We start from the raw sequence: 23,426 nt of genomic DNA, 5'->3' as shown, positions 1-23,426 counted from the left end.
CGGTGCGTGGGCAGGCACCCGAGCCGTCAAGCAGGGGGTACGCCATGGCCGCAAGGCCTCTCGTCGCGCGGCAGCCGAACGAACGGCTGCAGGCGCTCATCCAGGAAGCGGGTTGCTCGAACGCGGGGCTCGCCCGCCGGGTCAACATGTGCGGCGCCGAGCACGGCCTCGACCTGCGGTACGACAAGACGTCCGTGGCCCGCTGGCTGCGCGGACAGCAGCCGCGGGGACGGGCCCCGGCGATCATCGCCGAGGCGCTCGGCCGCAAGCTGGGCCGCACGGTCACGATCGACGAGATCGGCATGGCCAACGGCAAGAACCTCGCGTCGGGAGTCGGGCTCCAGTTCTCGCCGACGGTACTGGGGGCCATCGAGCAGGTGTGTGAGCTGTGGCGCAGCGACGTGGGGCGGCGGGACTTCCTGTCCGGCTCGTCCGTCGCCGCGTCCGCGCTGGTCGAGCCCAGCCGCGACTGGCTGATCTCCACAGCGGACGCACAGGTGGCGCGCTCGGCCGGGCCGCGGGTCGGGCAGTCCGACGTGGCGGCCGTGCGGGCCATGACGCAGGCGCTGGTGGACCTCGACCACCAGTACGGCAGCGGGCATGTGCGCCCGGTCGTCGTGCACTACCTCAACAGCGTCGTCTCCGGGCTGCTGGCAGGGTCGTACCGGGAGGCGGTGGGGCGTGACCTGTTCGCCGCGGTGGCCCGGCTGACCGAACTCGCCGGGTACATGGCCGTCGACACCGGCCAGCCGGGGCTGGCCCAGCGCTACTACATCCAGGCCCTCAGGCTGGCGCAGGCGGCGGGTGACCGCGGATACGGCGGGTATGTCCTCGCGGCCTCCATGAGCCACCTCGCCGCACAGCTCGGAAACCCGCGTGAGATCGCGCAGTTGGCGCGCGCGGCGCAGGAGGGCGCGCGGGGGCGCGTGACACCGCGCGCGGAGTCGATGTTCCACGCGGCGGAGGCGCGGGGGCACGCCCTGATGGGCGACGCGCGCTCCGCACAGACGGCGGCCGGGCGCGCGGTGCACGCCCTGGAGGCGACCGACCCGGACTCCGGGGACGACCCGGCGTGGATCGCACACTTCGACGAGGCGTATCTCGCCGATGAGTTGGCGCACTGCCACCGGGACCTCGGGCAGGCCGAGGCGGCGGCCCGGCGGGCACGGGAGTCGCTCGCCGGGCATCCCGAGAGGCGGGCGCGCAGGCGGGCCATCGGCTATGTGCTGCTGGCCACCGCGCAGGTGCAGCAGCGGGAGATCGAACAGGCCTGCGCGACGGGGCTGAAGGCCGTCGAGCTGCTCGACGGGCTCCGTTCCAACCGGGGCGCCGAGTACCTGGAGGACTTCCAGCAGCGGCTGGAGCCGTACCGGGAGGAGGCCGTGGTACGGGAGTTCGGGGCCCGGCTGGAGTTGCAGCCGGCCGCGTGAACGGAGCGGAACGGGCGGTTGACGCCTCGGGGTGGCCGTACAGGGCCGTTTGTTAGGGCGGTCACAGGGAAGGAGGTGACGCCCTGAGCTGCGTAGCACGGGACTCTGGGGACCCGGTAGCGTGACCCGACGATTCACAAGGTCCCCCATTAGTAGGAGTCCCGGTGACGCAGAGTGGACAGGGCGAGGAGCCCTCGGCGCGCCCCGCGCGCGAAGGCATCGTGCTGCCCTCCGACGGCGGCGAGCCCCTGCTGCCGGGTAGGACGGGCGGTTCCGGCGGCCAGAGCGGCGGTCACGGCGGTCCTGGTGGTCCCGGTGGTTCCGGTGGCCGCCATGCCGCCCCCCAGCCGACCGGACAGGCTCCGGCGGGGGGCCAGGCCTGGGGTCAGCCGTGGGGCCCGGACCAGCAGCAGCCGCAGCAGGAGTCCCCGGCCCCGCAGCCGGGCCAGAACTGGCCGGCCTCGCCGGAGCAGACGTGGGAAGCGCAGGAGCAGTCCCAGCCGCCGGCCCACGCTGCGTGGGGGACGCCGCAGCCGGGGGCCGGACCGCTGCCGCCCGAGGGAGCGCAGGGGGCGCACGATCCCGGGCCGGGCGCCCACGCCCCGATGCCCGGAGGACCGGGTTCCGTGCCGGGCGGGCACGTCCCGATGCCGGGCGCGCAGGCGCCGTACGGCGACGGTGGGCTTGCGGGCGGGGGTGCGGCGCCGCTGCCGCCCGCGGGGGCCGAGGCGTACGGCGGGGGCGGCGCGTTCGGGTCGCCGATGCCGCCCGCCGGGGCACTGAACGGGCCGCAGGCGCAGCACGGTGCCGACGGGTACGGCGCTCAGGCTCCCGGCGGCGCGCCGCTGCCGCCCGCCGCCGAGGGTGCCACCCAGTACCTGCCGCCGGGCGTAGTCCCCGCGGGTGCCACGACGCCCGAGGGGGCCACGCAGTATCTGCCGCCCGTTCCCGCTCAGGGCGGCGACGAGGGGGCGACCCAGTACATACCGCCGGTGACGCCGGGGGCGCTGCCTCCGGAGCAGCCGGCCGGGGCGGCCGGGCACGATCCGGCGGGGCACGACCCCGAGCGAACCCGGTCCCTGGGCCTGGTCCGCCGCCCCGACGCCGGTGCCCCGGGCGCCGGGCCGCTGCCGCCCGCCGGCGGGAGTGCCGGGCCCATGCCGCCCGCCGCCGGCCCCGACGCCCAGGCCACGCAGTACATACCGCCCGTGGCCGGCGGGCCCGGCGCCGGCGCGGGGCCGTACGGTGTCCGGCCCGGCGGGGGCGAGGACCGGCAGCCGCCGTCCGAGTTCGACAACCTCTTCCGCAGCGAGCCGGGCGGCGAGAGCCCGGCCGCCGCCACCCAGCAGCTGCCCCTCTTCTCGCAGCCGCACCACCAGCCGCAGCCCCCGTACGCCGCCGCCCAGCCCGCCTACGCCCCGCAGGGCCCCGGCCACGACGGCGGCCGGGGCCGCCGCGGTGGCCGTACCGGCAAGCGGGTGCCGCTGCTCGCGGCCGTCGGTGTCGTCATCGCCGTGCTCGGCGTCGGCGCGGGCGCCATGCTGGCCGGCGGCGGTGGCGACAAGGGCAGCGAGAACAAGCCCGTCTCCGCCACGGCCCCCACCCACGGCGCCTCCGCCTCGCCGTCCCCCGATCCGGCCCGCGAGCAGGCCGTCGAGCTGGACAAGCTGCTTGCCGACAGCGGCAACAGCCGTACGACGGTGATCAACGCGGTCGCCCACGTGAAGGCGTGCCGTGACCTCCCGCAGGCGGCCAAGGACCTGCGCGAGGCGGCCAAACAGCGCAACCAGCTGGTCACCCGCCTGTCCGGCCTCTCCGTGGACAAGCTGCCCGACCACGCCGCCCTGACCACCGCCCTCACCAAGGCGTGGCAGGCGTCCGCGGCGGCCGACAACCACTACGCGGCGTGGGCCGACCAGACCGCGCGGAAGAAGGGCTGCAAGAAGGGCAAGGCCCGCGTCACCGGGCAGACCCAGGCCGGCAACCGGGCCAGCGGCACCGCGAGCACGGAGAAGGCCGAGGCCGCCCGGCTGTGGAACGCGATCGCGAAGACGTACGGCCTCACCCAGCGCCAGCCCGTCCAGCTCTGACCGGGGCGGCGGGCTCAGGTCAGGTTGGCGGCCTGGAGGGTCTTCGTCACGTCCACGATGCCCCTCCGGGCCGACACCAGCCGGCCGTCCCGGACGACCTGCACGGTCACGTCGGTGTTGACCAGGCGCGGGAAGCCGACCGAGGCGAGCTTGTCCTGGAACTTCCACTGCAGCGTCGGCGTCAGCCCGCCCGTGGTGACCTTCAGCCCGCCGTCCAGGGCCCGGGTGACCGAGTCGGCGCTCACCTCGCTGCCGTTCAGCGACTCGACGACCTGCCGGAACACCGTATAGGCGAGCCAGGTGGTCTGCACCCCGGTGTCCGCCGCGTCGATACGGATGTCACTGAAGGCCTCCTTCTTGATCACCTTCTTCATCGGGTCCCAGCGCGGATCGCTCGCCACCGGGTACCAGCCCGTGACGTACGACCCCTCGTACGGTCCCGACGCCCCGCCGCTCGCGTTGATCGTGGTCTGGTCGACGCTGCCCAGCACGGTGCCCATGCGCACGTCGGGGTAGTCCCGGCGGGCGCGCCGGAAGGAGTCCATGAAAGTGCCGGTGCGGTCCCCGAGCGCCGGGACCACGCATCCCGTCTCGGCCGGGTCGGTGGTCGTGCGCCTCAGCGCCTGGTCGGAGGTGCTGTCGTACTCGGTGGCGTCCTCGACCGCCCGCAGGTCGGCGGCGTCCCGGTGCCCGCCCGCCTTCAGACCGGAGTCGATCAGCGCCGGCAGCTGGTCGCCGGCGATGGTGTCGGGCCGGATCAGGGCGACGGGCCCGCAGCCGCCGGCGAGGGCGCTGCCGAGGCCGGCCAGCAGGGCGGGCTGGCCGCCGTTGACCGGGTACGACAGGGGGCTGGTGAACTCGGTGTTGGTGATGCCGTAGCCGCCGATGTACGGGATGCCGGCGCCTTCGAGGACCGGGAAGAAGGAGTCGGCGTACTGGCTGTAGGAGCCGACGACGGCGACGACGTCCTCGTTGACCGCGCGCCGGGCGCACTTCGCGGCGCCGACGCTGTTGTTGTGGTCGTTGCAGGTCAGCACCCGCAGTTGGCGGCCGTCGAGGCCGCCTCGCGCGTTGATCCAGCGGGCGTACGCCTGGGCGAAGGCGGGCATGCCGGGCTTGTTGGTCGCGCCGGTGTCCTGCGGGGCCCAGGTCATGACCGTGATCGGCGCGCCCCCGGAACCCCCCGTGGTACCGGGGACGACACCGCAGCCGGCGACGAGCGAGGCCCACACCGCCAGCGCACCCGCGGGGAGGAGGCGGGTCCTGAGGCGGCGGAGGAGGCCGGGGAGGGAGGTGTGCGGGGTGCTTCGCCTGCCGGTCATGGACCCGCACGATTCCTGCACACGGCTAACCTGCGTGTGACCTCAGTTCAACGAGTGGTGACGCAGAGGTGAATTACAGGGGTCGCCTGGGCAGGAATCCGGGGGCGGATGAGGGGCTCGTGGAGGGGAACGTACGATCGATGACCGTGCAAGGTGCGGAGAACTCTTCCCGTGGTGGCCGTCGCTCATCCACCATGAGTGACATGCCTGTGAACGACATGCCGTGGTGGCGCTGGCGCAGCAACGTGCGCTCGGCGCTGCACATGCTCTCCGATCCCGTGTTCCAGCGGGACGTCTGGCTGGCCGGCGTGGACGGCTACGGCGACGTCACCGACGCGGTGTACCGGCTGGTGGAGGACACCTGGCTGGACCACTGGTCCGCGGAGAAGTACGTCGGGACGATCTTCCGCGACTCGCAGGAGGCGGCGCTCGTCGACACCGCCGTGCTGCGGGTGCTGCGGATCATGCACCAGGCCGGGCCCGACGCGCCGGTGCGCGCCTACGTCGACCACCAGGGGTGGCCGGAGGCGGTGCGGGCGGCCCGGGACGCGCATGTCCGCCTGGCGGCGAGCGACGGCGAGGACCCGGACGCGCCGCCGCGCAGCCTTGAGGTGCTGCAGATCATGACCAGGACCGCGTAGCGGAGGTGGTCAGGGGCCGCTCTGCCGGTATGCGACCCTTTCCTGCATGAGCGAGCAGTCCCCCCGAGCCGCGGCGGCCGCCCCCGCCGACCAGTACGTCCTCACCCTGTCCTGTCCGGACAAAAAGGGCATTGTGCATGCCGTGTCGAGCTACCTGTTCATGACCGGCTGCAACATCGAGGACAGCCAGCAGTTCGGCGACCACGACACGGGACTGTTCTTCATGCGGGTCCACTTCTCGGCTGAGGCGCCGGTGACCCTGGAGAAGCTGCGGGCCAGCTTCGCGGCGATCGGTGACTCGTTCCAGATGGAGTGGCAGATCAACGGGGCCGACGAGAAGATGCGCATCCTGCTGATGGTCAGCAAGTTCGGCCACTGCCTGAACGACCTGCTCTTCCGCGCCCGGATCGGTGCGCTGCCGGTGGAGATCGCGGGCGTGGTCTCCAACCACAGCGACTTCGCCGAGTTGGTGAGGTCGTACAACATCCCTTTCCACCACATTCCTGTGACGAAGGACACAAAGCAGGAGGCCGAGGCCCGGCTGCTGGAGATCGTCCGTGAGGAGGGCGTGGAGCTGGTCGTCCTGGCCCGCTACATGCAGGTGCTCTCCGACGACCTGTGCAAGCAGCTCGCCGGGCGGATCATCAACATCCACCACTCGTTCCTGCCGAGCTTCAAGGGCGCCAAGCCGTACCACCAGGCTCACGCGCGGGGCGTGAAGCTGATCGGGGCCACCGCGCACTATGTGACCGCCGACCTGGACGAGGGCCCCATCATCGAGCAGGAGGTCGAGCGGGTCGCCCACGACGTGACCCCCGAGGGCCTGGTCGCCGTCGGCCGCGACGTGGAATGCCAGGCTCTGGCCCGTGCCGTGAAGTGGCATGCGGAGCGGAGGATTTTGTTGAACGGGCGGCGGACGGTCGTTTTCGCCTGATCGTTCGCGTTCATCCGTTGTGGGGCGACTGCGGGTTGTACGTGGTTGATCGCGCAGTTCCCCGCGCCCCTTTGAGGGCGGCCCACTGGTCCCACCCTGCAACCCGCCCCTACATCCGGCTCAACCCCGCCGCAGCGAACAGCACGTCTCTGATCGCCTCCCGGTCACCCACCTGCCCCGCTGCCGCCTCCGCAGGAGACACGTGGCCCGCCGCCAGCCGGCAGAACTCCACGCAGTCCAACGCCACATGGGCCACCTCGTGCTCCGCGGAGCCGACCGCCGCCGGGGAGTCCAGGGGGATCAGCCACTCACCACAACCGGAGCCCTCGATCTCCAGCCGCAGGGTCCGGCCCGGCTCACCCGCCGCCACCAGGTGCCGCTGCGGTCCCGCCGGCGCCGCCAGCCCGGCCCGCCGCCGCGCGGCCAGCGCCCCCGGCAGCATCCGCGCCGCAAGATCGATGATGCCGTGCAGATGACGCCCCGACGGCGCCTCGTACGGATAGTCCACCGCCTCGGCGATGTCCTCCGCGTGCACCCAGCACTCGAAGGCCCGGTCCAGCATCGCGTCACGCAGCGGCAGTTCGAAGTCGCCGTACGACACCGGCATCCGCCCGGCGCCGCTGCCGGTGAAACCCACCGTCCGCACGATGTTGTGGCTCTGTTCCCGCCACGGCGCCCGCACCGACCGCGTCCGCGGAAAGCACGACGCCCGCCAGTACGCCTCCGTCCGCGCCCCCGGCGTCGGCGCCGCCGTCGGCACGTCGCCGAGCGGGTCCTCCAGGCCCAGGGCGACCGCGACCAGGCCGTCGACCGTCAGCAGGTGCGCGATGACCCCGGCGACGGTCGTACGCCGGGTCGTCTCCTCGTCGGCCTCGAACCACCGCAGCCGCACCGGCGCGTGCCACTCGGAGTCCCCGAAGTCCTGCAGCAGCGCGTCCAGTCGCGCGGTCTCGGCGTCGTACGAGGCGGCCCACTCCGGCACCGGGATGCGCGGCGGGCGCCGCTCCAGGCAGGCCTCCAGGACACGCGCGCGCAGCGCAGGGTTCAGGTCGAGACTCTCGGCCGGGTGCAGCAGGCCCACCGCATCGCGCAGCCGCAGCGCCTCCTCCGCGCAGGAGCCGCACTCGCCGAGGTGCTCCTCGACGGCGGCCGTCTCCTCCGGCGAACACGCGGCCAGCGCCCAGGCACCCAGCAGCGACGTCAGCACCCGGTGCTCCAGCACGAGCGGTACCGGCCGCTGCGCCGGCTCACCCAACTCCTCCAGCGAGGGCAACGGCCGCCCACTGTCCTCGACGGAAGCACGCGGCATCGGTATACGGGGCGGCCGCTCCGGCTCCCGCCCGCCACCGCTCTCCGCCCCGCCCGAGCCACCGCCTCCCACCTGACCGCGTCCGAACCCCGACTCACCGGCCGGCCCGGCCCGGCCCGAGCCGCTACCCCCTGGCCCATGCGCACCCGCCCCCGGATCACCCGCGGATCCCGGCACACCGCCCGCCGGTCCCGGCACACCCCGCCCGCCCCCTGGCGGCTCCCCCTCGCCGTCGCCCTCGTACGGCTCGAACCGTCCCGCCTCGTTCACGCCGCACCCCCGTATCCGGGCGGCGGGGCGCCCGGGGACTCGGTGTTGTGGGCGGTGGACAGGAGTTGCAGGCCGAGGCGGAGGCGGCGGCGGGCCTCGTCCTCCGTGACGCCGAGGTCGGCGGCGGTCTGGCGGTAGTCGCGGCGCTGGAAGTAGGCCTGCTCCAGGGCGGCTCGCAGCGGCCTCGGCATGGACGTGACGATGTAGTCGGCGCGGGCGGCGACCGAGGCACGGCGCACCCGGCGCTCCAGCTCCTCCGCGGAGCCGCCGCCCCCGCGGGCCAGCGCCGCGGTCTCGTTGGCCCGCAGCCGCTGCACGGCCAGCCGGTGGGTCAGCCCGGCCACCCACGAACGCAGCGGGCCCTGCCTGGGGTCGTAGCTGTCGGGATGCTCCCAGACGTGGGCGAAGACGTCGCGGGTGATGCCGTCGGCGGCGCGCTCGTCGCCGAGGACGCGATGGGCGAGGCCGTGCACGAGGGAGGCGAACCGGTCGTAGAGCTCACCGAGCGCCGCCGCCTCCCCACGGGCGAGCCGCTGCTGCATCTTGCGGTCCCACCGCGGCGGAACGTCCTTCGGCGCCATGCGGCCCCCTCTCCCGGCTTCCGGCGTCCAGCCTGTGCTCACCGTCTCCTCGAATGTAGTCGGCACCACTGACAGGGCACGCCCCCTTGACGCAATGTGCGCCCCCTGAAGAGCCGCAGGTGGTAGTGGGCCCCGCACGCGCGCGTACAGGCCCGGCAGACCCACGCGTGCGAGCCCTGCGCCGCGTCTACCCGACACCCGCACGATCAGACCTGATCGAACAGGATCGAAGTCGACTAAAACAAGCCCTTCCTGACAGGAATCCGTTTCTCGCCCGGTGTTTCAGGGAACGGCCGCTGGGCAGCCGCGCTGCAAGGAAGCGAAGGAGCGGCTTCCGTTTCAGCGAACGAAGGGCATGGTGGTGGCGTTCAATGTGACCGGCGACGAGCAGGGCGGATGGGCCGTGCTCCGGGTGTCGGGCGAGCTGGATCTGGTGACGTCGCCGGTGCTGCGTCAGCGGGTGCACGACGCGGTGGCCGACGGCCGCCACAGTCTCGTCCTCGACCTCTCCGAGGTTCTGTTCTGCGATTCCAGCGGGGTCGGCGTCCTCATCGCCGCCCGTCGGCTGATCCGTTCCTGCCAGGGTCGGCTGCGCCTGGTCCTGCCGGCCCGCGGAGCCGCCGAGGGTTCGCACGTCAACAGGGTGCTGGCCGCGCTGGGCGTGCGCCGGCTCTTCGACGTCCACCCGGACGTGAGCTCCGCCGTCAGCGAGGAAGCCGACCCCCTCTCGGCGTGACTTCGGTCACCCAAGTCCGGCCCCAGGGACACGGTGCGGATCTCGTTTCTGCCACATCGTTGTTCCAGAATTCCCCCGGTCCTGGCACAAACGCCGTTTTCCCCCTCCCGGACGGCCCCCGTCGTCGTACGCTCCGTGCGAGACGCACCCACCGACGTAAGGCGGCCCGGAACAGACATGGTCAGCAGCGAGTACGAGCGCAGGATCGCCGCCCGGTTCGCCACCTTCGACCAGGACGGCAACGGCTACATCGACCGGGAGGACTTCAGCGGAGCAGCCAAGGCGCTGCTCGCGGAGTTCGGCACCACGGCCCGGTCCGACAAGGGACAGGCCCTGTACGGCGGCGCGGAGGCGTTCTGGCAGGGCATGGCGGGGATCGCGGACCGCGACGGCGACCAGCGCATCACGCGCGAGGAGTTCGTGACCGGCGCGGTCAAGCGGCTGCGCGACAACCCGGACCGGTTCGCCGAGATCGCCCGCCCTTTCCTGCACGCGGCCCTCGACGTCGCCGACACCGACGGTGACGGCGCGGCCACCGTCACGGACGCCGCGCGCGTGCTCCAGGTACTCGGCGTCCCCGAGAACATCGCCCGGGCAGCCGCCGCGGCACTCGACACGGACGGCGACGGAAAGGTGAGCGAGGCGGAGATCGTGCCCGCCTTCGCCCGTTACTTCACCGTCCCCGAGTAGTGCTCAAGCTGTCGTACCCGAATAACGCTCCCGCAGCTTGAACTTGAGCACCTTCCGCAGGGTCTCGCCCCGCGGAAGGGCGTCCACCACCTCCAGCCGCTCCGGCAGCTTGTGCACCGACAGTCCTTCCGCGCGCAGATACGCCGTCACCGCATCCAGCGTCAAGGCGTCGGCGCCCGGCGGCTGTTCGACCACCGCGCACACCAGCTCCCCGCGCGCGGGATCCGGCAGTCCGATCACCGCCACGTCTCCGACCGCCGGATGCCGGTGCAGCAGGTCCTCGATCTCCTTCGCCGAGATGTTCTCGGCCTTGCGGATGATCACGTCCTTGCGCCGCCCGGTGAGCACCAGGTGCCCGCTGCCGGTCAGATACCCGAGGTCACCGGTGCGCAGGAACCCCTCCTCGTCGAAGGCCTCGGCGGTCTGCGCCGGATCCAGGTACCCCTGGCACACCGCCTCCCCGCGCAGCCGCACCTCCCCGTCCACGATCCGGATCTCCATGCCCTCCGGCGGCCGGCCCTCGGTCGTCGCCAGCAACTCGTCACCGTCCTCCGGCGCCCCCATGGTGATCATCGGCACCTCGGTCATGCCGTACCCGTGCGTGAGCCGCACCCCCATCTCCCGTATGACGGTGTAATAGAGTTCCGGCGGCTTGGGCGCCCCGCCCCCCGCCAGCAGCCGCAAGGACCGGACGACCGGGATTCCCGGTTGCTTGCGCTGCTCGGCGAGGAACAGTGAGTAGAACGCGGTCGACCCGCCCGCCATCGTCACCCCGTGCCCGCGGTACCCCTCCAGCGCGTCCGGCAGCGCGAACTGCTCGAACAGCACGGCCGGGAAGCCGTACAGCAGCAGCATCACCGTGTAGTCGGGCCCACCGATGTGCGCGTACGGGAAGGCGATCGAGCCGACGTCGGACGCCGAGGGCCGCAGGGCGTGCGCGAGGCACGAGCCGCCCGCGATCAGTGAGCGGTCCGTGTGCAGTACGCCCTTGGGGTCGGAGGTGGTGCCCGAGGTCCAGTAGATCCAGCGGACGGCTGTGCCGTCAGCGGGCGGGGCGGGCAGCGCGCGCGGGTCGCCCTCGGGCAGCTCGTCGTACGCCTCGAAGACCCCCTTCGCGCCGAGCCGCCGCGCCATCTCGGTGTGGTCGAAGCCCCGCCACACCCCGGGTACGGCGAAGAACTCGGCCTTGGACTCGCGCAGCGCGAAGCCGACCTCGCGGTCCCGGTGGAAGGGGATGACCGGCGTCTGCACGGCGCCCAGGCGGGCCAGCGCGAAGGACAGCACGGCCGTCTCGATACGGGTGGGCAACTGCCAGGCGACGACCGTGCCGGCGCGTACGCCCATGCCGTACAGCCCCGCCGCGACCCGCTCGGCACGCGCGCGCAGAGCCCCGAAAGTCAGCGTGCGGTCGTCCTGGAGAAAGAGCGGGCGCTCGGGTGTGAGCGCGGCGCGCCGGTCGAGCAGGTCCCACAGTGTGCGGGCGGAACTCAGGGAGTGCGGGGTCTCGTTCATGTGTGCCCCCTGCTTGGCTGACGGCTCGTCAGATACGATGCTATCTGACACACCATCAGATCAGTACCTGTCCGGCGGAGGGGACCCATGACGACGGAACTGCCCCGCATCATCAGCGTCGACGACCATGTGATCGAGCCCGCGCACCTCTTCGAGACCTGGCTGCCGAAGAAGTACCGGGACCGCGGCCCTCAGGCCCTGACCGCCGGCATCGGGGAACTCGCCTACGTCGGCGGCAAGTACCAGATCACGATGGACCCCGACGGCCCGCCCACCGACTGGTGGATCTACGAGGACCTGAAGTTCCCGTACAAGCGCAACATCGCCGCCGTCGGCTTCGACCGCGACGAGATGACGCTGGAGGGCATCACGCGCGCGCAGATGCGGCCCGGCTGCTGGGACCCCAAGGAACGCCTGAAGGACATGGACCTCAACCACGTCGAGGCCTCCCTGTGCTTCCCCAGCTTCCCGAGGTTCTGCGGGCAGACCTTCGCCGAGGCGCACGACAAGGAGGTCGCCCTCGCGTGCGTGCGCGCCTACAACGACTGGATGGTGGAGGAGTGGTGCGGGGGCAGCGGCGGGCGGCTGATCCCGCTGTGCCTGATCCCGCTGTGGGACATCGAGCTGGCCGTCGCGGAGATCCGGCGCAACGCCGCGCGCGGGGTGAGGGCGGTGACCTTCTCCGAGATCCCCACCCACCTCGGGCTGCCGTCCATCCACTCCGGCTACTGGGACCCCTTCTTCGCGGCCTGCCAGGACACCGGGACGGTCGTCAACATGCACATCGGGTCGTCGTCCCAGATGCCCGCCGCCTCGCCGGACGCCCCGCCCGCCGTCCAGGCCTCGCTGTCCTTCAACAACGCGATGGCGTCGATGATGGACTACCTCTTCAGCGGCGTGCTGGTGCGCTTCCCGCGGCTCAAACTCGCCTACTCCGAGGGCCAGATGGGCTGGATCCCGTACGCCCTGGAGCGCGCCGACGACGTCTGGGAGGAGCACCGCGCCTGGGGCGGGGTCCGGGAGACGATCCCCGAGCCGCCGTCGGCGTACTACTACCGGCAGATCTTCTGCTGCTTCTTCCGCGACAAGCACGGCGTCGCCTCGCTGGACGTGGTCGGCCGGGACAACGCCACCTTCGAGACCGACTACCCGCACGTCGACTCGACCTTCCCGCACACCAAGGAGGTCGCCCTCGACCATGTGAAGGGCCTCGACGACGAGACCGTGTACAAGCTGATGCGGGGCAACGCGATCCGCATGCTGGACCTCGACCTCTGATGGACCTCTCGTGCACCCCCGAAGAGGAGGAGTTCCGCGCGCGGCTGCGGGAATGGCTGGCCAAGGTGCTGCCCACCCTGCCGGCCACACCGTCCCCCGCCGACTGGCCCGCGCGCCGCGCCTACGACCTCGGCTGGCAGCGGATGCTGTACGACGCCGGGTACGGCGACGTCCACTGGGACGTCTCCCCGACCGTCCGGATGGTCTTCCTGGAGGAGACGGAGAAGGCGGGCGCCCCTTATGTGGGCGCGAACTTCGTCGGACTGCTGCACGCCGGGCCGACCATCGCCGCCGAGGGGACGGACGAGCAGCGGGAGCGCTGGCTGCCGCCGATCCTGCGCGGCGAGGAGGTCTGGTGCCAGGGCTTCAGCGAACCGGACGCCGGATCCGACCTCGCGGCCCTGCGCACGCGCGCGCGTAGAGAGGGCGATGTGTATGTGGTGAACGGGTCCAAGATCTGGACCTCGCACGCCGAAGTCGCCGACTGGTGCGAGCTGTTGGTGCGCACCGACCCCGAGGCGCCCAGGCACCGGGGCATCACCTGGCTCGCGATGCCCATGGACGCGCCGGGCATCACCGTACGGCCGCTGAAGACCCTCGCCGGGTCGTACGAGTTCGCCGAGGTGTTCCTCGACGAGGTGCCGGTGCCGGTCGCGGGCCGGGTGGGGGCGGAGAACGACGGCTGGCGGGTCACCATGGTGACCCTGTCCTTCGAGCGCGGCACGGCCTTCGTCGGCGAGGTCGTGGCCTGCCGCCGCGTCCTGGGTGAACTCGCCGCCGAGGCCCGCCGCAACGGCCGCTGGGACGACCCGGCGCTGCGCCGCCGGCTGGGCAGGCTGAACGCCGAGTTCCGGGCCCTGTGGCGGCTCACGCAATGGAACGTCAGCGAGGCGGAACGGACCGGCACAGTCCCCGGCGTAGGGGGTTCGGTTTTCAAACTGACGTACTCACACGCGCGTCAGGAGCTGTACGACGCCGCCGCCGACGTCCTGGGCCCCGACAGCCTCGACCTCGACCGCCCCTGGAGTCTCGACCGCCTCTCCTCCCTCTCGTACACCATCGCCGCCGGCACCTCGCAGATCCAGCACAACATCGTCGCCGAACGCATCCTCGGCCTGCCGAAGGGGCGGTGAGCATGCGCTTCCAACTCACCGAGGACCAGCGGGCCTTGCAGGACGGCGTACGACAGCTGCTCGCGCGCCGGTTCGACGGCGAGGCGCTGCGGGCGGCCGTGGACGCTCCCGGCCTCGACCGCGCGCTGTGGCGGGCGCTCGGCGAGGCCGGGTTCTTCGCGCTGCGGCTGCCGGAGGCCGACGGCGGGGTGGGGCTCGGCCTGCCCGAGGCCGTGTTGGCGTTCGAGGAGGCCGGACGGGTCCTGCTGCCGGGCCCGCTCATCGCCACCCACCTGGCCGCCGGAACCGTGCCGGGCGCGGCCACGGGAGAGGCGGTCGTGGCGGCCGCCGGTGGCACGCTGGTGGAGTGGCTGAGCGAGGCCGACACGGTGCTCGGGGACGCCTCCGGTGCCGTACCGCTGCGATCGGTCGACCCGATGACGCCGCTGCACCGCACGCGCGCGCGGAGCGCCCCCGACCCCGTCGCCGTCCTCCTCACCGCCGCCGAACAACTGGGCTCGGCTGGACGCACGTGCGACCTGGCGGCGCAACACGCCCGGGCCCGCGAGCAGTTCGGACGGCCGATCGGGGCCTTCCAGGCGGTGGCCCACCTGTGCGCGGGGATGCTGGTGTGCACGGAGACGGCCCGCGCCGCCGTGTACGCCGCCGCCGTCACCGCCGACCCGGCCGACATCGCCGCCGCCCGGCTGCTCGCCGACGAGGCTGCCGTACGCGGCGCCCGCGACTGCCTCCAGGTACACGGCGGCATGGGCTTCACCTGGGAGGCGGAGGTTCATCTGCATCTCAAGCGGGCGTGGGTCCGGACCCAGCGTGCGGGAAGTGTGACGGAGAGTGAGGAGTTGCTCGCCGTCGATCTGTTGGCCAGAGCCGGCTGAACGGGCCGCTGGGCTGCGGTGTCGAGGCGGCGGCGCCGAGCCCGCCCGCGTCGACGTCACGGATCGTGGCATACCGGAATTACGGAGAGTTGGTACCGGGTTGTGTCCGTCGCGCGACTCGTCACCGCCCGGAGTCGGCGTACCGCTCCGGTACCTTGTGTGAGATGCGAGTGGTTGTGAGCCCGCGCTGTGCCGGTGTTGCCCCTGGGGTGAGACCGGAACCCGCGCTGCGCTGCGCTGTTCGCAGTGCAGCACGGCCTGGCGCCGCTGCCTGTTCGACTCCCCGCGGCGAGCGTCGCACAGTATGCCGTACGCGTACTCCTTCGCGTTGGAATATGCCCGAAGCGCTTGTTCGCGTGACTGTACGTCAACCATGCTGTCAGGCAAGGGATTCACGTTCCGTGACCCTTGTCCCGGCCGTTGATCTGGCCATGCAGGAAATGGCTACGATCGTGGCCCCCGTGAGGCGCGAGCCTAAGAGTCCGCCGGTTCGGATGGTGTGAGCGGTGCAGGTGCTTCAAGTGCAGCTGGAGATCCGGCCCGACCCCGCGGAGGTCGGGCGGGCCCGCAGATGGGCCCGCTCGCGGCTGGCCGGGTCCGGCATAGAGGACGACGAGCCGCTCGCCGAGACGCTGATCCTGCTCGTCTCCGAACTGGTCACCAACGCCGTCGTGCACACCGGCTGCCCCGCCGTGCTGAGGCTGTCCCTGCCCGGCAGTACGGCGGCCGAGTCCGCCACCGTCCGGCTCGAGGTCGCCGACCGCAGTGACCGGGCGCCCTTGCCCCGGTGCGTGGACGGCGAGTCGGCCGGCGGACGCGGCCTCGCCCTCGTCGACGGACTCGCCGACCGATGGGGCTGGACCGCCGAGGGTGCCGGCAAGCGCATCTGGTGCGAACTGGACCGCTGCTCCCCGTCCCGGTCCGCCTCGGCGGCCTGCGGCGGCCGTGTGGGGCGCGGCGGCTCGGCCGAGTGCGGCGGAGGCACGGCGGCGTACGACGGGCTGGCGTACGAGGCGGTCTAGCCGCACAGGGCAGGCCGGCCGTACGGGGCGGACCCAGGCGACGGGTGCGCATGACCCCCGCCCCGTGTGCCGGGGTGTGTGGCGGTGCGCCGGGACGTGCTTCCGTGCGCGGTCCCGACAAAAGAGGCTTTAAGGGGTGTTCCGTCGATCGGGTGTTGACGCCACGTGATGGGTTGATCACGCTTGGGTCAGCGATTCACCGTGAGGGGACGACGAGGGTCTGGCGACGGGAGCCCTCGTCGAGTGTGGGTCGCGATTCGGCGTCGGGTTCCTCAGGGTCACGGGAACCTATGGGGCCCCCGCTCGAGCGAAGCCGGGAGCGGGGGAGAAAACGCCGAGTCGGTTGGCGGCGTGTGATGCCGTACTCGGGGCGGGTAGCGCCGCGCCGCCAACCGGCAGAACCGGTGTCAGAGAACGGCCACCGGTGCCACCGGCGTGCCCGTGGCGCCGGTGAACGGTTCGGGCATGGCTGACAGCAGGAACGCGTAGCGGCCCGTTTCTCCACAGGCTGTGGACAACTCTTCGAGGTTCCAGTTCTGGCCCTGCGGCATGCCCATCTCCACGAGGTCGAGGGCGTGCACGGGGAGCCACAGATCATTCACCTCGGGCGGACAGATCTCAAACGTGAGCGTGTCGTTCGCGACGGCCGCCACATCGCGCGCGTGGAACCACTCCGGCGTCCGGATCGACAGCCCTGGCGACGGGTGCGCGTACGCGTGCCGGTCCCCGGCGAGATACACCTGCACCTGCCCGGTCCGTACGAGCACGATGTCGCCGGCCCGCACGCGCGTCCCGGCGAGTTCCTCGGCGGCCTGAAGGTCCTCCGGCGTGACCGAGTGAGCGCCGTCCAGCCGGTCCGCCCCGCGCGCGCGTGCCACGTCGAGCAGCACCCCGCGCGAGACGATGTGCCGCGCCTTGTCGATGCCGGAGAACGCGGCGCCGCCGTGCGCGGTGATCGTGTCGGCCGGGCGGTCGTTGTAGAGCCGCCCCGAGTGCGAGACGTGCGTCAGCGCGTCCCAGTGGGTGCCCGCCTGGAGCCCCATGGTGACGGCGTCGTCGCTGCACGCGACCGTGCCGGGACCGAAGATCTCCTGGTTGATCTGCACCATGACGTGCAGCGGGTTGACCCGCCCCGGAATCGCCCCGGTCTGCACGCCGTCCTGCCGTAGCGGCAGGGCGAGCGGGATGCGCCGGCCGGTGCGGACGGTCGCCGCCGCCTCGTGCACCACCTCGTCGGTGATCAGGTTCAGGGTGCCGATCTCGTCGTCGGCTCCCCAACGGCCCCAGTTGTTCACGCGCTTGGCGATGTCGTGGAACGCGTCCGGCAATGACATCCGGTCCTCCCCGGGGCTTGTGCCCGCCCGTCCGGCGGGTCATAAAATCTAACGGACCGTCAGATTGCGCGGGAAGGGGCCGGGCGTGGGGAGTTTCTTGGCAGACAAGGTGGTCGCCGTGACGGGCGCCGGGCGGGGCATCGGCCGCGCGGTCGCGCTCGCGGCGGCGGCCGAGGGCGCGAAGGTCGTCGTCAACGACCACGGGGTCGCCGTCGACGGCGCCGCCCCCGCCAGCGAGGTCGCCGAGGCCGTGGTCAAGGAGATCGCGGCGGCGGGCGGGGACGCGGTCGCGGTGGCCGACGACATCTCCACCATGGCCGGCGGCCGACGGGTCGTCGACGCGGCGCTGTCGTCGTACGGGCGCATCGACGGTGTGGTGTGCGTGGCCGGGATCCTGCGGGAGCGGATGCTGTTCAACATGACCGAGGAGGAGTGGGACCCGGTGGTCGCCACCCACCTCAAGGGCACGTTCACGGTATTCCGGGCGGCCTCGGCGGTGATGCGGGGGCAACGCTCCGGCACGCTGATCGGCTTCACCAGCGGCAACCACCAGGGCTCCGTCTCGCAGGCCAACTACAGCGCGGCGAAGGGCGGGATCATCTCCCTGGTGCGCAGCGCCGCGCTCGGCCTGCACAAGTACGGCGTGACCGCCAACGCCGTCGCCCCGGTGGCCCGCACCCGCATGTCGGCCAACGTCCCCATGGAACTCACCGAGATCGGCGAACCGGAGGACGTCGCCGCCCTGGTGACCTACCTCCTGTCGGACCGCGCCCGCGAGCACCGCATCACCGGTCAGGTCTACACGATCGCCGGCCCCAAGATCGCGGTCTGGTCCCAGCCGAGGGAACTCCGCGCCGCCTACACCGAGGGTTCCTGGACGCCGGAACGGATCGCGGACTTCCTGCCGGGGACGGTGGGCACGGACCCGATGCCGATGTTTGAACGCCTGGAGGAGATGGCAAGGGCCGCGGCGGAGGGAGCGCGGCCGAACGCCTAGTAGCTCGGGGGATCTTCTGGTCTGGCGGCTGCGGGTTGTTTGTGGCTGGTCGCGCCCACGCGGCGGAGCCGCATATCGGGATACAGTCCCGCGCCCCTGAGGGGCGTGCACCTGGCCGGTATTGAGGAGGCGTCCGTGGAGTTCGGATTCCTGCACGAAGACGAAACGTTCCGCACCGAGGCCCGCACCTGGCTCGCGGCCCACGCCCCCGGCGCTTCCGACCGCCGCACCTGGGAACGCACCCTCGGCAAGGCGGGCTGGATCGGCCTCGGCTGGCCGGCGACCGGCTACGGCAACCGCACCGCCACCCTCACCCAACAGGTCGCCTGGGCCGAGGAGTACGCCCGCTCACCAGCACCCCCGCGCTCCGGCCACATCGGCGAGAACCTCCTCGCCCCCACCCTCATCGCCCACGGCACCGAGGAGCAGAAGCACCGCTTCCTCCCCCCGGTCGCCGCCGGCGACGAACTCTGGTGCCAGGGCTACAGCGAGCCCGGCGCCGGCTCGGACCTGGCCGGCGTACGCACCACGGCCGTACGCGAGCCGCACGGGCCGCACTACCGCGTCACGGGCCAGAAGATCTGGACCTCGCTCGCGCACGAGGCGGACTGGTGCTTCGTACTGGCCCGCACCGAGCCCGGCTCCCGCCGCCACCACGGACTGACCTTCCTGCTCGTCCCCATGGACCAGCCGGGCCGCATCGAGGTCCGGCCCATCCGGCAGATGACCGGCACGAGCGACTTCAACGAGGTGTTCTTCGACGGGGCACACGCGCGCGTGGAGCACGTCGTCGGCGCCGAGGGCGACGGCTGGCGCGTCGCGATGAGCCTGCTCGGCTTCGAACGCGGCGTGTCCACGCTGGCCCAGCAGATCGGGTTCGCCGAGGAGCTGGCCAACGTCGTACGGACGGCCGTACGGACCGGCGCGGCGGACGATCCCGACGTACGCGCGCGTCTGGTGCGGCAGTGGGCCGAGCTGCGCACCATGCGCTGGAACGCGCTGCGGACGCTGGGCGGTTCCGGCGACGCGGGCGCGGCGAGTGCGGCCAAGCTGCTGTGGGCCGGGTGGCATCAGCGGCTCGGGGAGCTGGCGATGCTGGTGCGGGGCGCGGCGGGGACCGTGGGGCCCGCGGACTGGTCGCCCGCGGCGCCGTACGGACTCGACGCGGCGCAGCACCTGTTCCTGTTCTCCCGGGCCGACACGATCTACGGCGGCTCGGACCAGATCCAGCGCACGATCATCGCCGAGCGTGTGCTCGGCCTGCCCAGGCAGCCCAAGGGGGCCGTGTGATGCGAGGCGTGATCTACGACGGTGAGCAGGTCCGGGTCGTGGACGACCTGGAGGTACGGGAGCCGGGGCCGGGCGAGGTGCGGGTGGCGATCTCGGCGGCCGGGCTGTGCCACAGCGACCTGTCGGTGGTGGACGGCACGATTCCGTTCCCGGTGCCCGTGGTGCTCGGGCACGAGGGCGCGGGCGTGGTCGAGTCGGTTGGCGCGGGCGTCGTCCACGTCGCGCCCGGGGACCACGTGTCCCTGTCCACGCTCGCCAACTGCGGGACGTGCGCGGAGTGCGGGCGGGGGCGGCCCACGATGTGCCGGCGGGCGATCGGACGGCCGGGACAGCCCTTCACGCGCGCGCGGGAGCCGGTCCACCAGTTCGCGTGCAACTCGGCGTTCGCCGAGCGGACCGTCGTCCAGGCCGTCCAGGCGGTGCGGATCCCGGACGACATCCCGCTGCCGTCGGCGGCTCTCATCGGGTGCGGGGTGCTCACCGGAGTGGGCGCCGTGCTGAACCGCGCGCGCGTGGAGCGGGGTGACAGCGTACTGGTGATCGGCACGGGCGGCATCGGTCTCAACGTCCTCCAGGGGGCGCGGCTCGCGGGCGCCCTGACGATCGTCGCCGTGGACGCCAACCCGGCGAAGGAGGCGGTGGCACGGCAGTTCGGCGCGACCCACTTCCTGACCTCCACCGAGGGCGTGCCGAAGATCCTCCCCACGGGCGCGGACCACGCCTTCGAGTGCGTCGGCCGCGTCGATCTGATCCGCCAGGCCGTCGACCTCCTCGACCGCCACGGCCAGGCGATCCTCCTCGGCGTGCCCCCCGCCATGGCGGAAGCATCCTTCCGCGTCTCGTCCATGTACCTCGACAAGTCCATCCTCGGTTGCCGCTACGGCTCCTCCCGCCCTCAGCACGAGATCGCCCTGTACGCGGACCTGTACCGGGAGGGCCGCCTGCTCCTCGACGAACTGGTCACCGGGACCTATCCGGTGGAGGACTTCGACAAGGCGGCACAGGACGCGGAGGCGGGAAGGGTGGCGCGCGCGGTACTCACGTTCTGACACGCAGGTTGTCGCAAGCCGCGGGCATGCATGCCGCAGGGCGGTGCCCCACCCGGCAGCGGCTGCAGCTCACATAGCTGCGGCAGTCGTGCCTCCCCCAGTGCCGACATCGACTGCGCCGTACCGAAACCCGCATCCCGCGCCACCTGATCCACCGACAGATCCGTCGACTCCAGCAGATGCCGCGCCCGCTCCACCCGCTGCTGCGTCAGCCACTGCCCCGGACTGACCCCCGCCTCCTCACGGAACCGGCGCGTGAACGTCCGCACGGACATCGCCTCCTGCGCCGCCATGTCCCGCAGCTGAATCGGCTCGTGCAACCGCCCCAGTGCCCACGCGCGCGCGGTGGTCGTCGACGCCTGCTGCGGATCGGGCACCGGCCGCTCGATGTACTGTGCCTGTCCGCCGTCCCGGTACGGCGGTACGACCCTCTGGCGGGCCACGTCGTTGGCGACCGCGGTGCCATGATCACGGCGCACCATGTGCGGGCACAGGTCGATCCCGGCGGCGACACCCGCGGAGGTCAGCACGTCACCGTCATCGACGAACAGCACATCCGGGCCGACCTTGACCTGCGGAAACATTCGCTGGAGCCGCTCGGAGTCGGCCCAGTGCGTGGTGGCCGGCCGCCCGTCGAGGTGGCCGGCGACGGCCAGGAGGTACACCCGGTGCAGATGGAGGCGAGCCGCGCGCCGGGCCGGACACGCGCGAGCGCGGCGGACAGTTCGTCGGGCAGCACACCCTGCTCGTAGACCGGGCCCAATTCGTACGACGCCGGGATGATCACCGTGTCGCGGTCCAGCGCCTCCGGCCCGTGCTCGACGTGGATGGTGAAGTCGGCGTCGGTCTCGACCGGGCCCGGCGGCCGGACCGAGCAGGTGACGACTCTCCGAGTATCTGGAGGTGGTGTGACGGACGTGAAGGCGGAGCTGAGTCTTCAACGGGCCGCCACGACCAAGACGGCTATGAGGCCGACAGCGGCGACCACCAGGGCGGCGACGACCTCCCATGCCGGGCCGCGGCGAAGAGGTGCGGCTCATCGCAGGACCGTCCGGGTGCCACACCGGCACGCGTGCGCGGGGTCGGTCGCCGACTTCCTCGCGACGCTGACGTGCTCGGAAGCCAGCTGACCGATGCCGGTACGCTCCTTCGTCACAGCCAGATTGGTACGCAGGAGGGAAGTGGGATGGGGGGTAAGACGTGGTTGTCCATAGCGGCAGTCTTCCTGCTAGGTGTGGGGACCGCGGTGACGGTATTCGAGCTGGTCGAACCATCGTCGGGGGTGACGGTCAGCCGCAGGCCGCCGGCTGATGAGATCCCTCGCACGCGGCAGGCTTTGGTCGCGCAGTGGGAGAGGTCGCTTGCTGATGCCGGCCTGAAGCTTCCCGAGGGTTGGGAGAAGATGTCGACGAACCAGATTCGGACTGAGTACGTGAGCCAGGAACTGGCCAACGCAGGTCCGCCGCCGACGGGCCCGGCGCTCGACCCTGGTTTCAAGAACCCAGACAACTGACGCCAAGGAGGCGGGCACCAGCCCATGTTCGGCTGGTGCCCGCCTCCTTATGTCGTGCTGCTAGTTGAGCGTGCCGATCCTGTTGATGACGTCGATCGCGTTGTCTGCGTGTGCCGAGCTGTACAAGATCGGTGCGGTGAGGTTGCCCGCTCCGTCGTCCTCGCCGTGCGAGTTGGCGCCGACGATCTGACCCTCCGGGGTGGACATCGGGCCGCCCGAGGCGCCGTGGCCCATGTCGCAGTCAAACTTCAGCCGGTCATCCACGGGGAAGAACGGGGTAGCGTCCTCCGCGTTGCCCGTGCAGTAGAACTGCGTGTAACCGTCCATGTCGGTGCGCTGGTAGCCGTCACCGGGGAAGCCGGAGTCGATGATGTCCGACCAGTCGGGTCCCGAGCCGAAGTTGTAGCCCACTCACTCAGGGGCAGTCCACCACGTGCCGGACTACCAGCAGGCAAGGTTGCGCGACGAAAAAACGGGTTGCCGTTGAAGCTCGTGATGCGGATGCTTCCACCGTGAAGATGCACGCCAACCAGCTGACGGTGTCACCTGAGACGGTGCGCACGTTGGTAGATCACCAGTTTCCTGAGTGGCGGAGCCTGCCAGTCAGGAGCATCGCTGCGCAGGGTACGGTCAACGCCATCTTCCGCATTGGCGATCGGTTCGCAGCCCGCTTCCCTCTTGAGTCCGCAGACATCGAGTCGACGCGGCGCTGGCTGGAGTCCGAAATGGAAGCGGCGCGCGAGCTGGTAGGTCACACTCGTTTCCCCACACCCGAGCCGGTCGCGCTTGGTGAACCCGGGGCAGGCTACCCACTTCCGTGGTCGGTACAGACGTGGTTGCCCGGCGTCGTGGCGGCCAACGAGGACCCAGGCGAATCGTCTGCGTTTGCCCGCGACTTGGCCGATCTCATCGGCGACCTACGCGCGATCGACACGCATGGCCGCACGTTCGCCGGCACAGGGCGAGGAGGCGACCTGCAGTCCCATGACGCGTGGATGGAGACCTGTTTCAGACACAGTGAGCAACTCCTGGATGTCCCTCGGCTTCGCCGCATCTGGGCAACTTTGCGTGAGCTGCCGCGAGGTGCAGCTGAGGACGCCATGGCCCATTGCGATCTGATTCCTGGCAACGTGCTCGTGTCCGCTGGTCGGCTTGCGGGGATTCTCGACGTTGGCGGCTTCGGGCCGGCTGACCCTTCGCTGGATCTCGTGAGCGCGTGGCATTTGCTCGAGGCTGGGCCGCGGCAGGTGCTCCGCGATCACCTGGGCAGCGACGACCTTGAGTGGGAGCGAGGCAAGGCGTGGGCTTTCGTTCAAGCGATGGGGTTGGTCTGCCGGAGTTCCGCAGCAGAGGTAGCGGCATAGTCGCTGGAAATAGGGTTTGACCTGCGAAAACACAGCATGGCCCGGTGACGTGGCGT

At 71.7% G+C, this 23,426-nt stretch carries 21 protein-coding genes and 1 pseudogene; 15 read left to right on the top strand and 7 right to left on the bottom strand.

Features of this window, described 5'->3' with window-relative positions; translation table 11 throughout:
- The first annotated feature begins 44 nt into the window (after window positions 1-44).
- Together H8R17_RS20450 and H8R17_RS20445 are read left to right on the top strand one after the other, a co-directional pair.
- Entirely contained in the window at window positions 45-1,430 is a 1,386-nt protein-coding gene (locus H8R17_RS20450) for a transcriptional regulator (protein ID WP_187824658.1), read from the top strand.
- A 164-nt stretch (window positions 1,431-1,594) separates the two neighbouring features.
- A complete protein-coding gene (locus tag H8R17_RS20445; RefSeq protein WP_187824657.1) occupies window positions 1,595-3,520 on the top strand; it encodes a hypothetical protein in 1,926 nt (641 codons plus the stop codon).
- A 14-nt stretch (window positions 3,521-3,534) separates the two neighbouring features.
- Here H8R17_RS20445 and H8R17_RS20440 read toward each other — a convergent pair whose 3' ends face one another.
- Window positions 3,535-4,842, bottom strand: coding sequence for an ABC transporter substrate-binding protein (locus tag H8R17_RS20440; protein ID WP_187824656.1), 1,308 nt, complete (start codon window positions 4,840-4,842; stop codon window positions 3,535-3,537).
- A gap of 140 nt (window positions 4,843-4,982) precedes the next feature.
- Between H8R17_RS20440 and H8R17_RS20435 the strand changes: the two genes are divergently transcribed.
- Together H8R17_RS20435 and purU are read left to right on the top strand one after the other, a co-directional pair.
- Window positions 4,983-5,483 (top strand): SCO4402 family protein, encoded by a 501-nt coding sequence (locus tag H8R17_RS20435; RefSeq protein ID WP_187824655.1) that lies wholly within the window; start codon window positions 4,983-4,985, stop codon window positions 5,481-5,483.
- Between the two features lie 46 nt (window positions 5,484-5,529).
- Window positions 5,530-6,417 carry a formyltetrahydrofolate deformylase gene (gene purU, locus H8R17_RS20430; protein ID WP_187824654.1) on the top strand — a complete coding sequence of 296 codons (888 nt, stop codon included), beginning with the start codon at window positions 5,530-5,532 and terminating at the stop codon, window positions 6,415-6,417.
- Between the two features lie 109 nt (window positions 6,418-6,526).
- On the opposite strand, the gene H8R17_RS20425 is transcribed toward purU, so the two are convergent.
- Window positions 6,527-7,798 carry a zf-HC2 domain-containing protein gene (locus H8R17_RS20425; RefSeq protein WP_316959467.1) on the bottom strand — a complete coding sequence of 424 codons (1,272 nt, stop codon included), beginning with the start codon at window positions 7,796-7,798 and terminating at the stop codon, window positions 6,527-6,529.
- 194 nt (window positions 7,799-7,992) lie between these two features.
- The gene (locus H8R17_RS20420; protein ID WP_187824652.1) at window positions 7,993-8,577 is read right to left on the bottom strand and encodes a sigma-70 family RNA polymerase sigma factor; all 585 of its coding nucleotides are present in this window, start codon (window positions 8,575-8,577) and stop codon (window positions 7,993-7,995) included.
- A 355-nt stretch (window positions 8,578-8,932) separates the two neighbouring features.
- On the opposite strand from H8R17_RS20420, the gene H8R17_RS20415 reads away from it, so the two are divergent.
- Window positions 8,933-9,313, top strand: coding sequence for an STAS domain-containing protein (locus H8R17_RS20415; RefSeq protein WP_187824651.1), 381 nt, complete (start codon window positions 8,933-8,935; stop codon window positions 9,311-9,313).
- Between the two features lie 177 nt (window positions 9,314-9,490).
- Window positions 9,491-10,003, top strand: coding sequence for an EF-hand domain-containing protein (locus H8R17_RS20410; RefSeq protein ID WP_187824650.1), 513 nt, complete (start codon window positions 9,491-9,493; stop codon window positions 10,001-10,003).
- A 3-nt stretch (window positions 10,004-10,006) separates the two neighbouring features.
- Here the strand turns inward: H8R17_RS20410 and H8R17_RS20405 are convergent, their stop codons facing one another.
- Entirely contained in the window at window positions 10,007-11,515 is a 1,509-nt protein-coding gene (locus H8R17_RS20405; RefSeq protein WP_187824649.1) for a class I adenylate-forming enzyme family protein, read from the bottom strand.
- A gap of 87 nt (window positions 11,516-11,602) precedes the next feature.
- Between H8R17_RS20405 and H8R17_RS20400 the strand changes: the two genes are divergently transcribed.
- The 4 genes from H8R17_RS20400 (at window position 11,603) to H8R17_RS20385 (ending at window position 15,823) form a co-directional block, all read left to right on the top strand.
- Window positions 11,603-12,793, top strand: a complete 1,191-nt coding sequence (locus H8R17_RS20400) for an amidohydrolase family protein (protein WP_187824648.1) — start codon at window positions 11,603-11,605, stop codon at window positions 12,791-12,793.
- On the top strand, window positions 12,793-13,926 hold the full coding sequence (locus H8R17_RS20395) for an acyl-CoA dehydrogenase family protein (protein WP_187824647.1): 1,134 nt from the start codon (window positions 12,793-12,795) through the stop codon (window positions 13,924-13,926). The genes H8R17_RS20400 and H8R17_RS20395 overlap by 1 nt, the downstream gene beginning before the upstream one ends.
- A gap of 2 nt (window positions 13,927-13,928) precedes the next feature.
- Window positions 13,929-14,801: an acyl-CoA dehydrogenase family protein gene (locus H8R17_RS20390; RefSeq protein WP_187824646.1), complete on the top strand. Its 873-nt coding sequence runs from the start codon at window positions 13,929-13,931 to the stop codon at window positions 14,799-14,801.
- A gap of 521 nt (window positions 14,802-15,322) precedes the next feature.
- Window positions 15,323-15,823 carry an anti-sigma regulatory factor gene (locus H8R17_RS20385; protein WP_187824707.1) on the top strand — a complete coding sequence of 167 codons (501 nt, stop codon included), beginning with the start codon at window positions 15,323-15,325 and terminating at the stop codon, window positions 15,821-15,823.
- A 407-nt stretch (window positions 15,824-16,230) separates the two neighbouring features.
- Here H8R17_RS20385 and H8R17_RS20380 read toward each other — a convergent pair whose 3' ends face one another.
- Window positions 16,231-17,157 carry a cyclase family protein gene (locus H8R17_RS20380; RefSeq protein ID WP_187824645.1) on the bottom strand — a complete coding sequence of 309 codons (927 nt, stop codon included), beginning with the start codon at window positions 17,155-17,157 and terminating at the stop codon, window positions 16,231-16,233.
- 85 nt (window positions 17,158-17,242) lie between these two features.
- Between H8R17_RS20380 and H8R17_RS20375 the strand changes: the two genes are divergently transcribed.
- The 3 genes from H8R17_RS20375 to H8R17_RS20365 all read left to right on the top strand — a co-directional run bounded on the left by H8R17_RS20375 (window position 17,243) and on the right by H8R17_RS20365 (window position 20,493).
- Window positions 17,243-18,154, top strand: coding sequence for an SDR family NAD(P)-dependent oxidoreductase (locus tag H8R17_RS20375; protein WP_187824644.1), 912 nt, complete (start codon window positions 17,243-17,245; stop codon window positions 18,152-18,154).
- A 135-nt stretch (window positions 18,155-18,289) separates the two neighbouring features.
- Window positions 18,290-19,444 (top strand): acyl-CoA dehydrogenase family protein, encoded by a 1,155-nt coding sequence (locus H8R17_RS20370; RefSeq protein ID WP_187824643.1) that lies wholly within the window; start codon window positions 18,290-18,292, stop codon window positions 19,442-19,444.
- A complete protein-coding gene (locus H8R17_RS20365) occupies window positions 19,444-20,493 on the top strand; it encodes a Zn-dependent alcohol dehydrogenase (protein ID WP_187824642.1) in 1,050 nt (349 codons plus the stop codon). The genes H8R17_RS20370 and H8R17_RS20365 overlap by 1 nt, the downstream gene beginning before the upstream one ends.
- Here H8R17_RS20365 and H8R17_RS20360 read toward each other — a convergent pair.
- A pseudogene (locus H8R17_RS20360) lies at window positions 20,415-21,379 on the bottom strand (GlxA family transcriptional regulator); the annotation flags it as partial. The gene H8R17_RS20365 and the pseudogene H8R17_RS20360 overlap by 79 nt on opposite strands.
- A 360-nt stretch (window positions 21,380-21,739) precedes the next feature.
- Between H8R17_RS20360 and H8R17_RS20355 the strand changes: the two are divergent.
- Window positions 21,740-22,006, top strand: a complete 267-nt coding sequence (locus tag H8R17_RS20355; protein WP_187824641.1) for a hypothetical protein — start codon at window positions 21,740-21,742, stop codon at window positions 22,004-22,006.
- Window positions 22,007-22,066: 60 nt separating this feature from the next.
- Here H8R17_RS20355 and H8R17_RS20350 read toward each other — a convergent pair whose 3' ends face one another.
- Complete coding sequence (locus H8R17_RS20350) at window positions 22,067-22,417, bottom strand: hypothetical protein (RefSeq protein WP_187824640.1); 351 nt, start codon at window positions 22,415-22,417, stop codon at window positions 22,067-22,069.
- Window positions 22,418-22,518: 101 nt separating this feature from the next.
- Here H8R17_RS20350 and H8R17_RS20345 point away from each other — a divergent pair, with 101 nt between their 5' ends.
- Entirely contained in the window at window positions 22,519-23,370 is an 852-nt protein-coding gene (locus H8R17_RS20345; protein WP_316959466.1) for an aminoglycoside phosphotransferase family protein, read from the top strand.
- Window positions 23,371-23,426: the final 56 nt, after the last annotated feature.

It is taken from the genome of Streptomyces sp. TRM68367, assembly GCF_014495685.1.
Lineage (GTDB): Bacteria > Actinomycetota > Actinomycetes > Streptomycetales > Streptomycetaceae > Streptomyces.
The sequence above is the reverse complement of the archived record's forward strand: the minus strand, read 5'-3'. Positions and strand labels throughout refer to the sequence as shown.

Bases quoted from the DNA above. Each gene is read 5' to 3' on its own strand.
- H8R17_RS20450 (WP_187824658.1), top strand. From the start codon at position 45: ATGGCCGCAAGGCCTCTCGTCGCGCGGCAGCCGAACGAACGGCTGCAG.
- H8R17_RS20365 (WP_187824642.1), top strand. From the start codon at position 19,444: ATGCGAGGCGTGATCTACGACGGTGAGCAGGTCCGGGTCGTGGACGAC.
- H8R17_RS20410 (WP_187824650.1), top strand. From the start codon at position 9,491: ATGGTCAGCAGCGAGTACGAGCGCAGGATCGCCGCCCGGTTCGCCACC.
- H8R17_RS20395 (WP_187824647.1), top strand. From the start codon at position 12,793: ATGGACCTCTCGTGCACCCCCGAAGAGGAGGAGTTCCGCGCGCGGCTG.
- H8R17_RS20440 (WP_187824656.1), bottom strand. From the start codon at position 4,842: ATGACCGGCAGGCGAAGCACCCCGCACACCTCCCTCCCCGGCCTCCTC.
- H8R17_RS20415 (WP_187824651.1), top strand. From the start codon at position 8,933: ATGGTGGTGGCGTTCAATGTGACCGGCGACGAGCAGGGCGGATGGGCC.
- H8R17_RS20405 (WP_187824649.1), bottom strand. From the start codon at position 11,515: ATGAACGAGACCCCGCACTCCCTGAGTTCCGCCCGCACACTGTGGGAC.
- purU (WP_187824654.1), top strand. From the start codon at position 5,530: ATGAGCGAGCAGTCCCCCCGAGCCGCGGCGGCCGCCCCCGCCGACCAG.
- H8R17_RS20400 (WP_187824648.1), top strand. From the start codon at position 11,603: ATGACGACGGAACTGCCCCGCATCATCAGCGTCGACGACCATGTGATC.
- H8R17_RS20435 (WP_187824655.1), top strand. From the start codon at position 4,983: ATGACCGTGCAAGGTGCGGAGAACTCTTCCCGTGGTGGCCGTCGCTCA.
- H8R17_RS20390 (WP_187824646.1), top strand. From the start codon at position 13,929: ATGCGCTTCCAACTCACCGAGGACCAGCGGGCCTTGCAGGACGGCGTA.
- H8R17_RS20380 (WP_187824645.1), bottom strand. From the start codon at position 17,157: ATGTCATTGCCGGACGCGTTCCACGACATCGCCAAGCGCGTGAACAAC.
- H8R17_RS20420 (WP_187824652.1), bottom strand. From the start codon at position 8,577: ATGGCGCCGAAGGACGTTCCGCCGCGGTGGGACCGCAAGATGCAGCAG.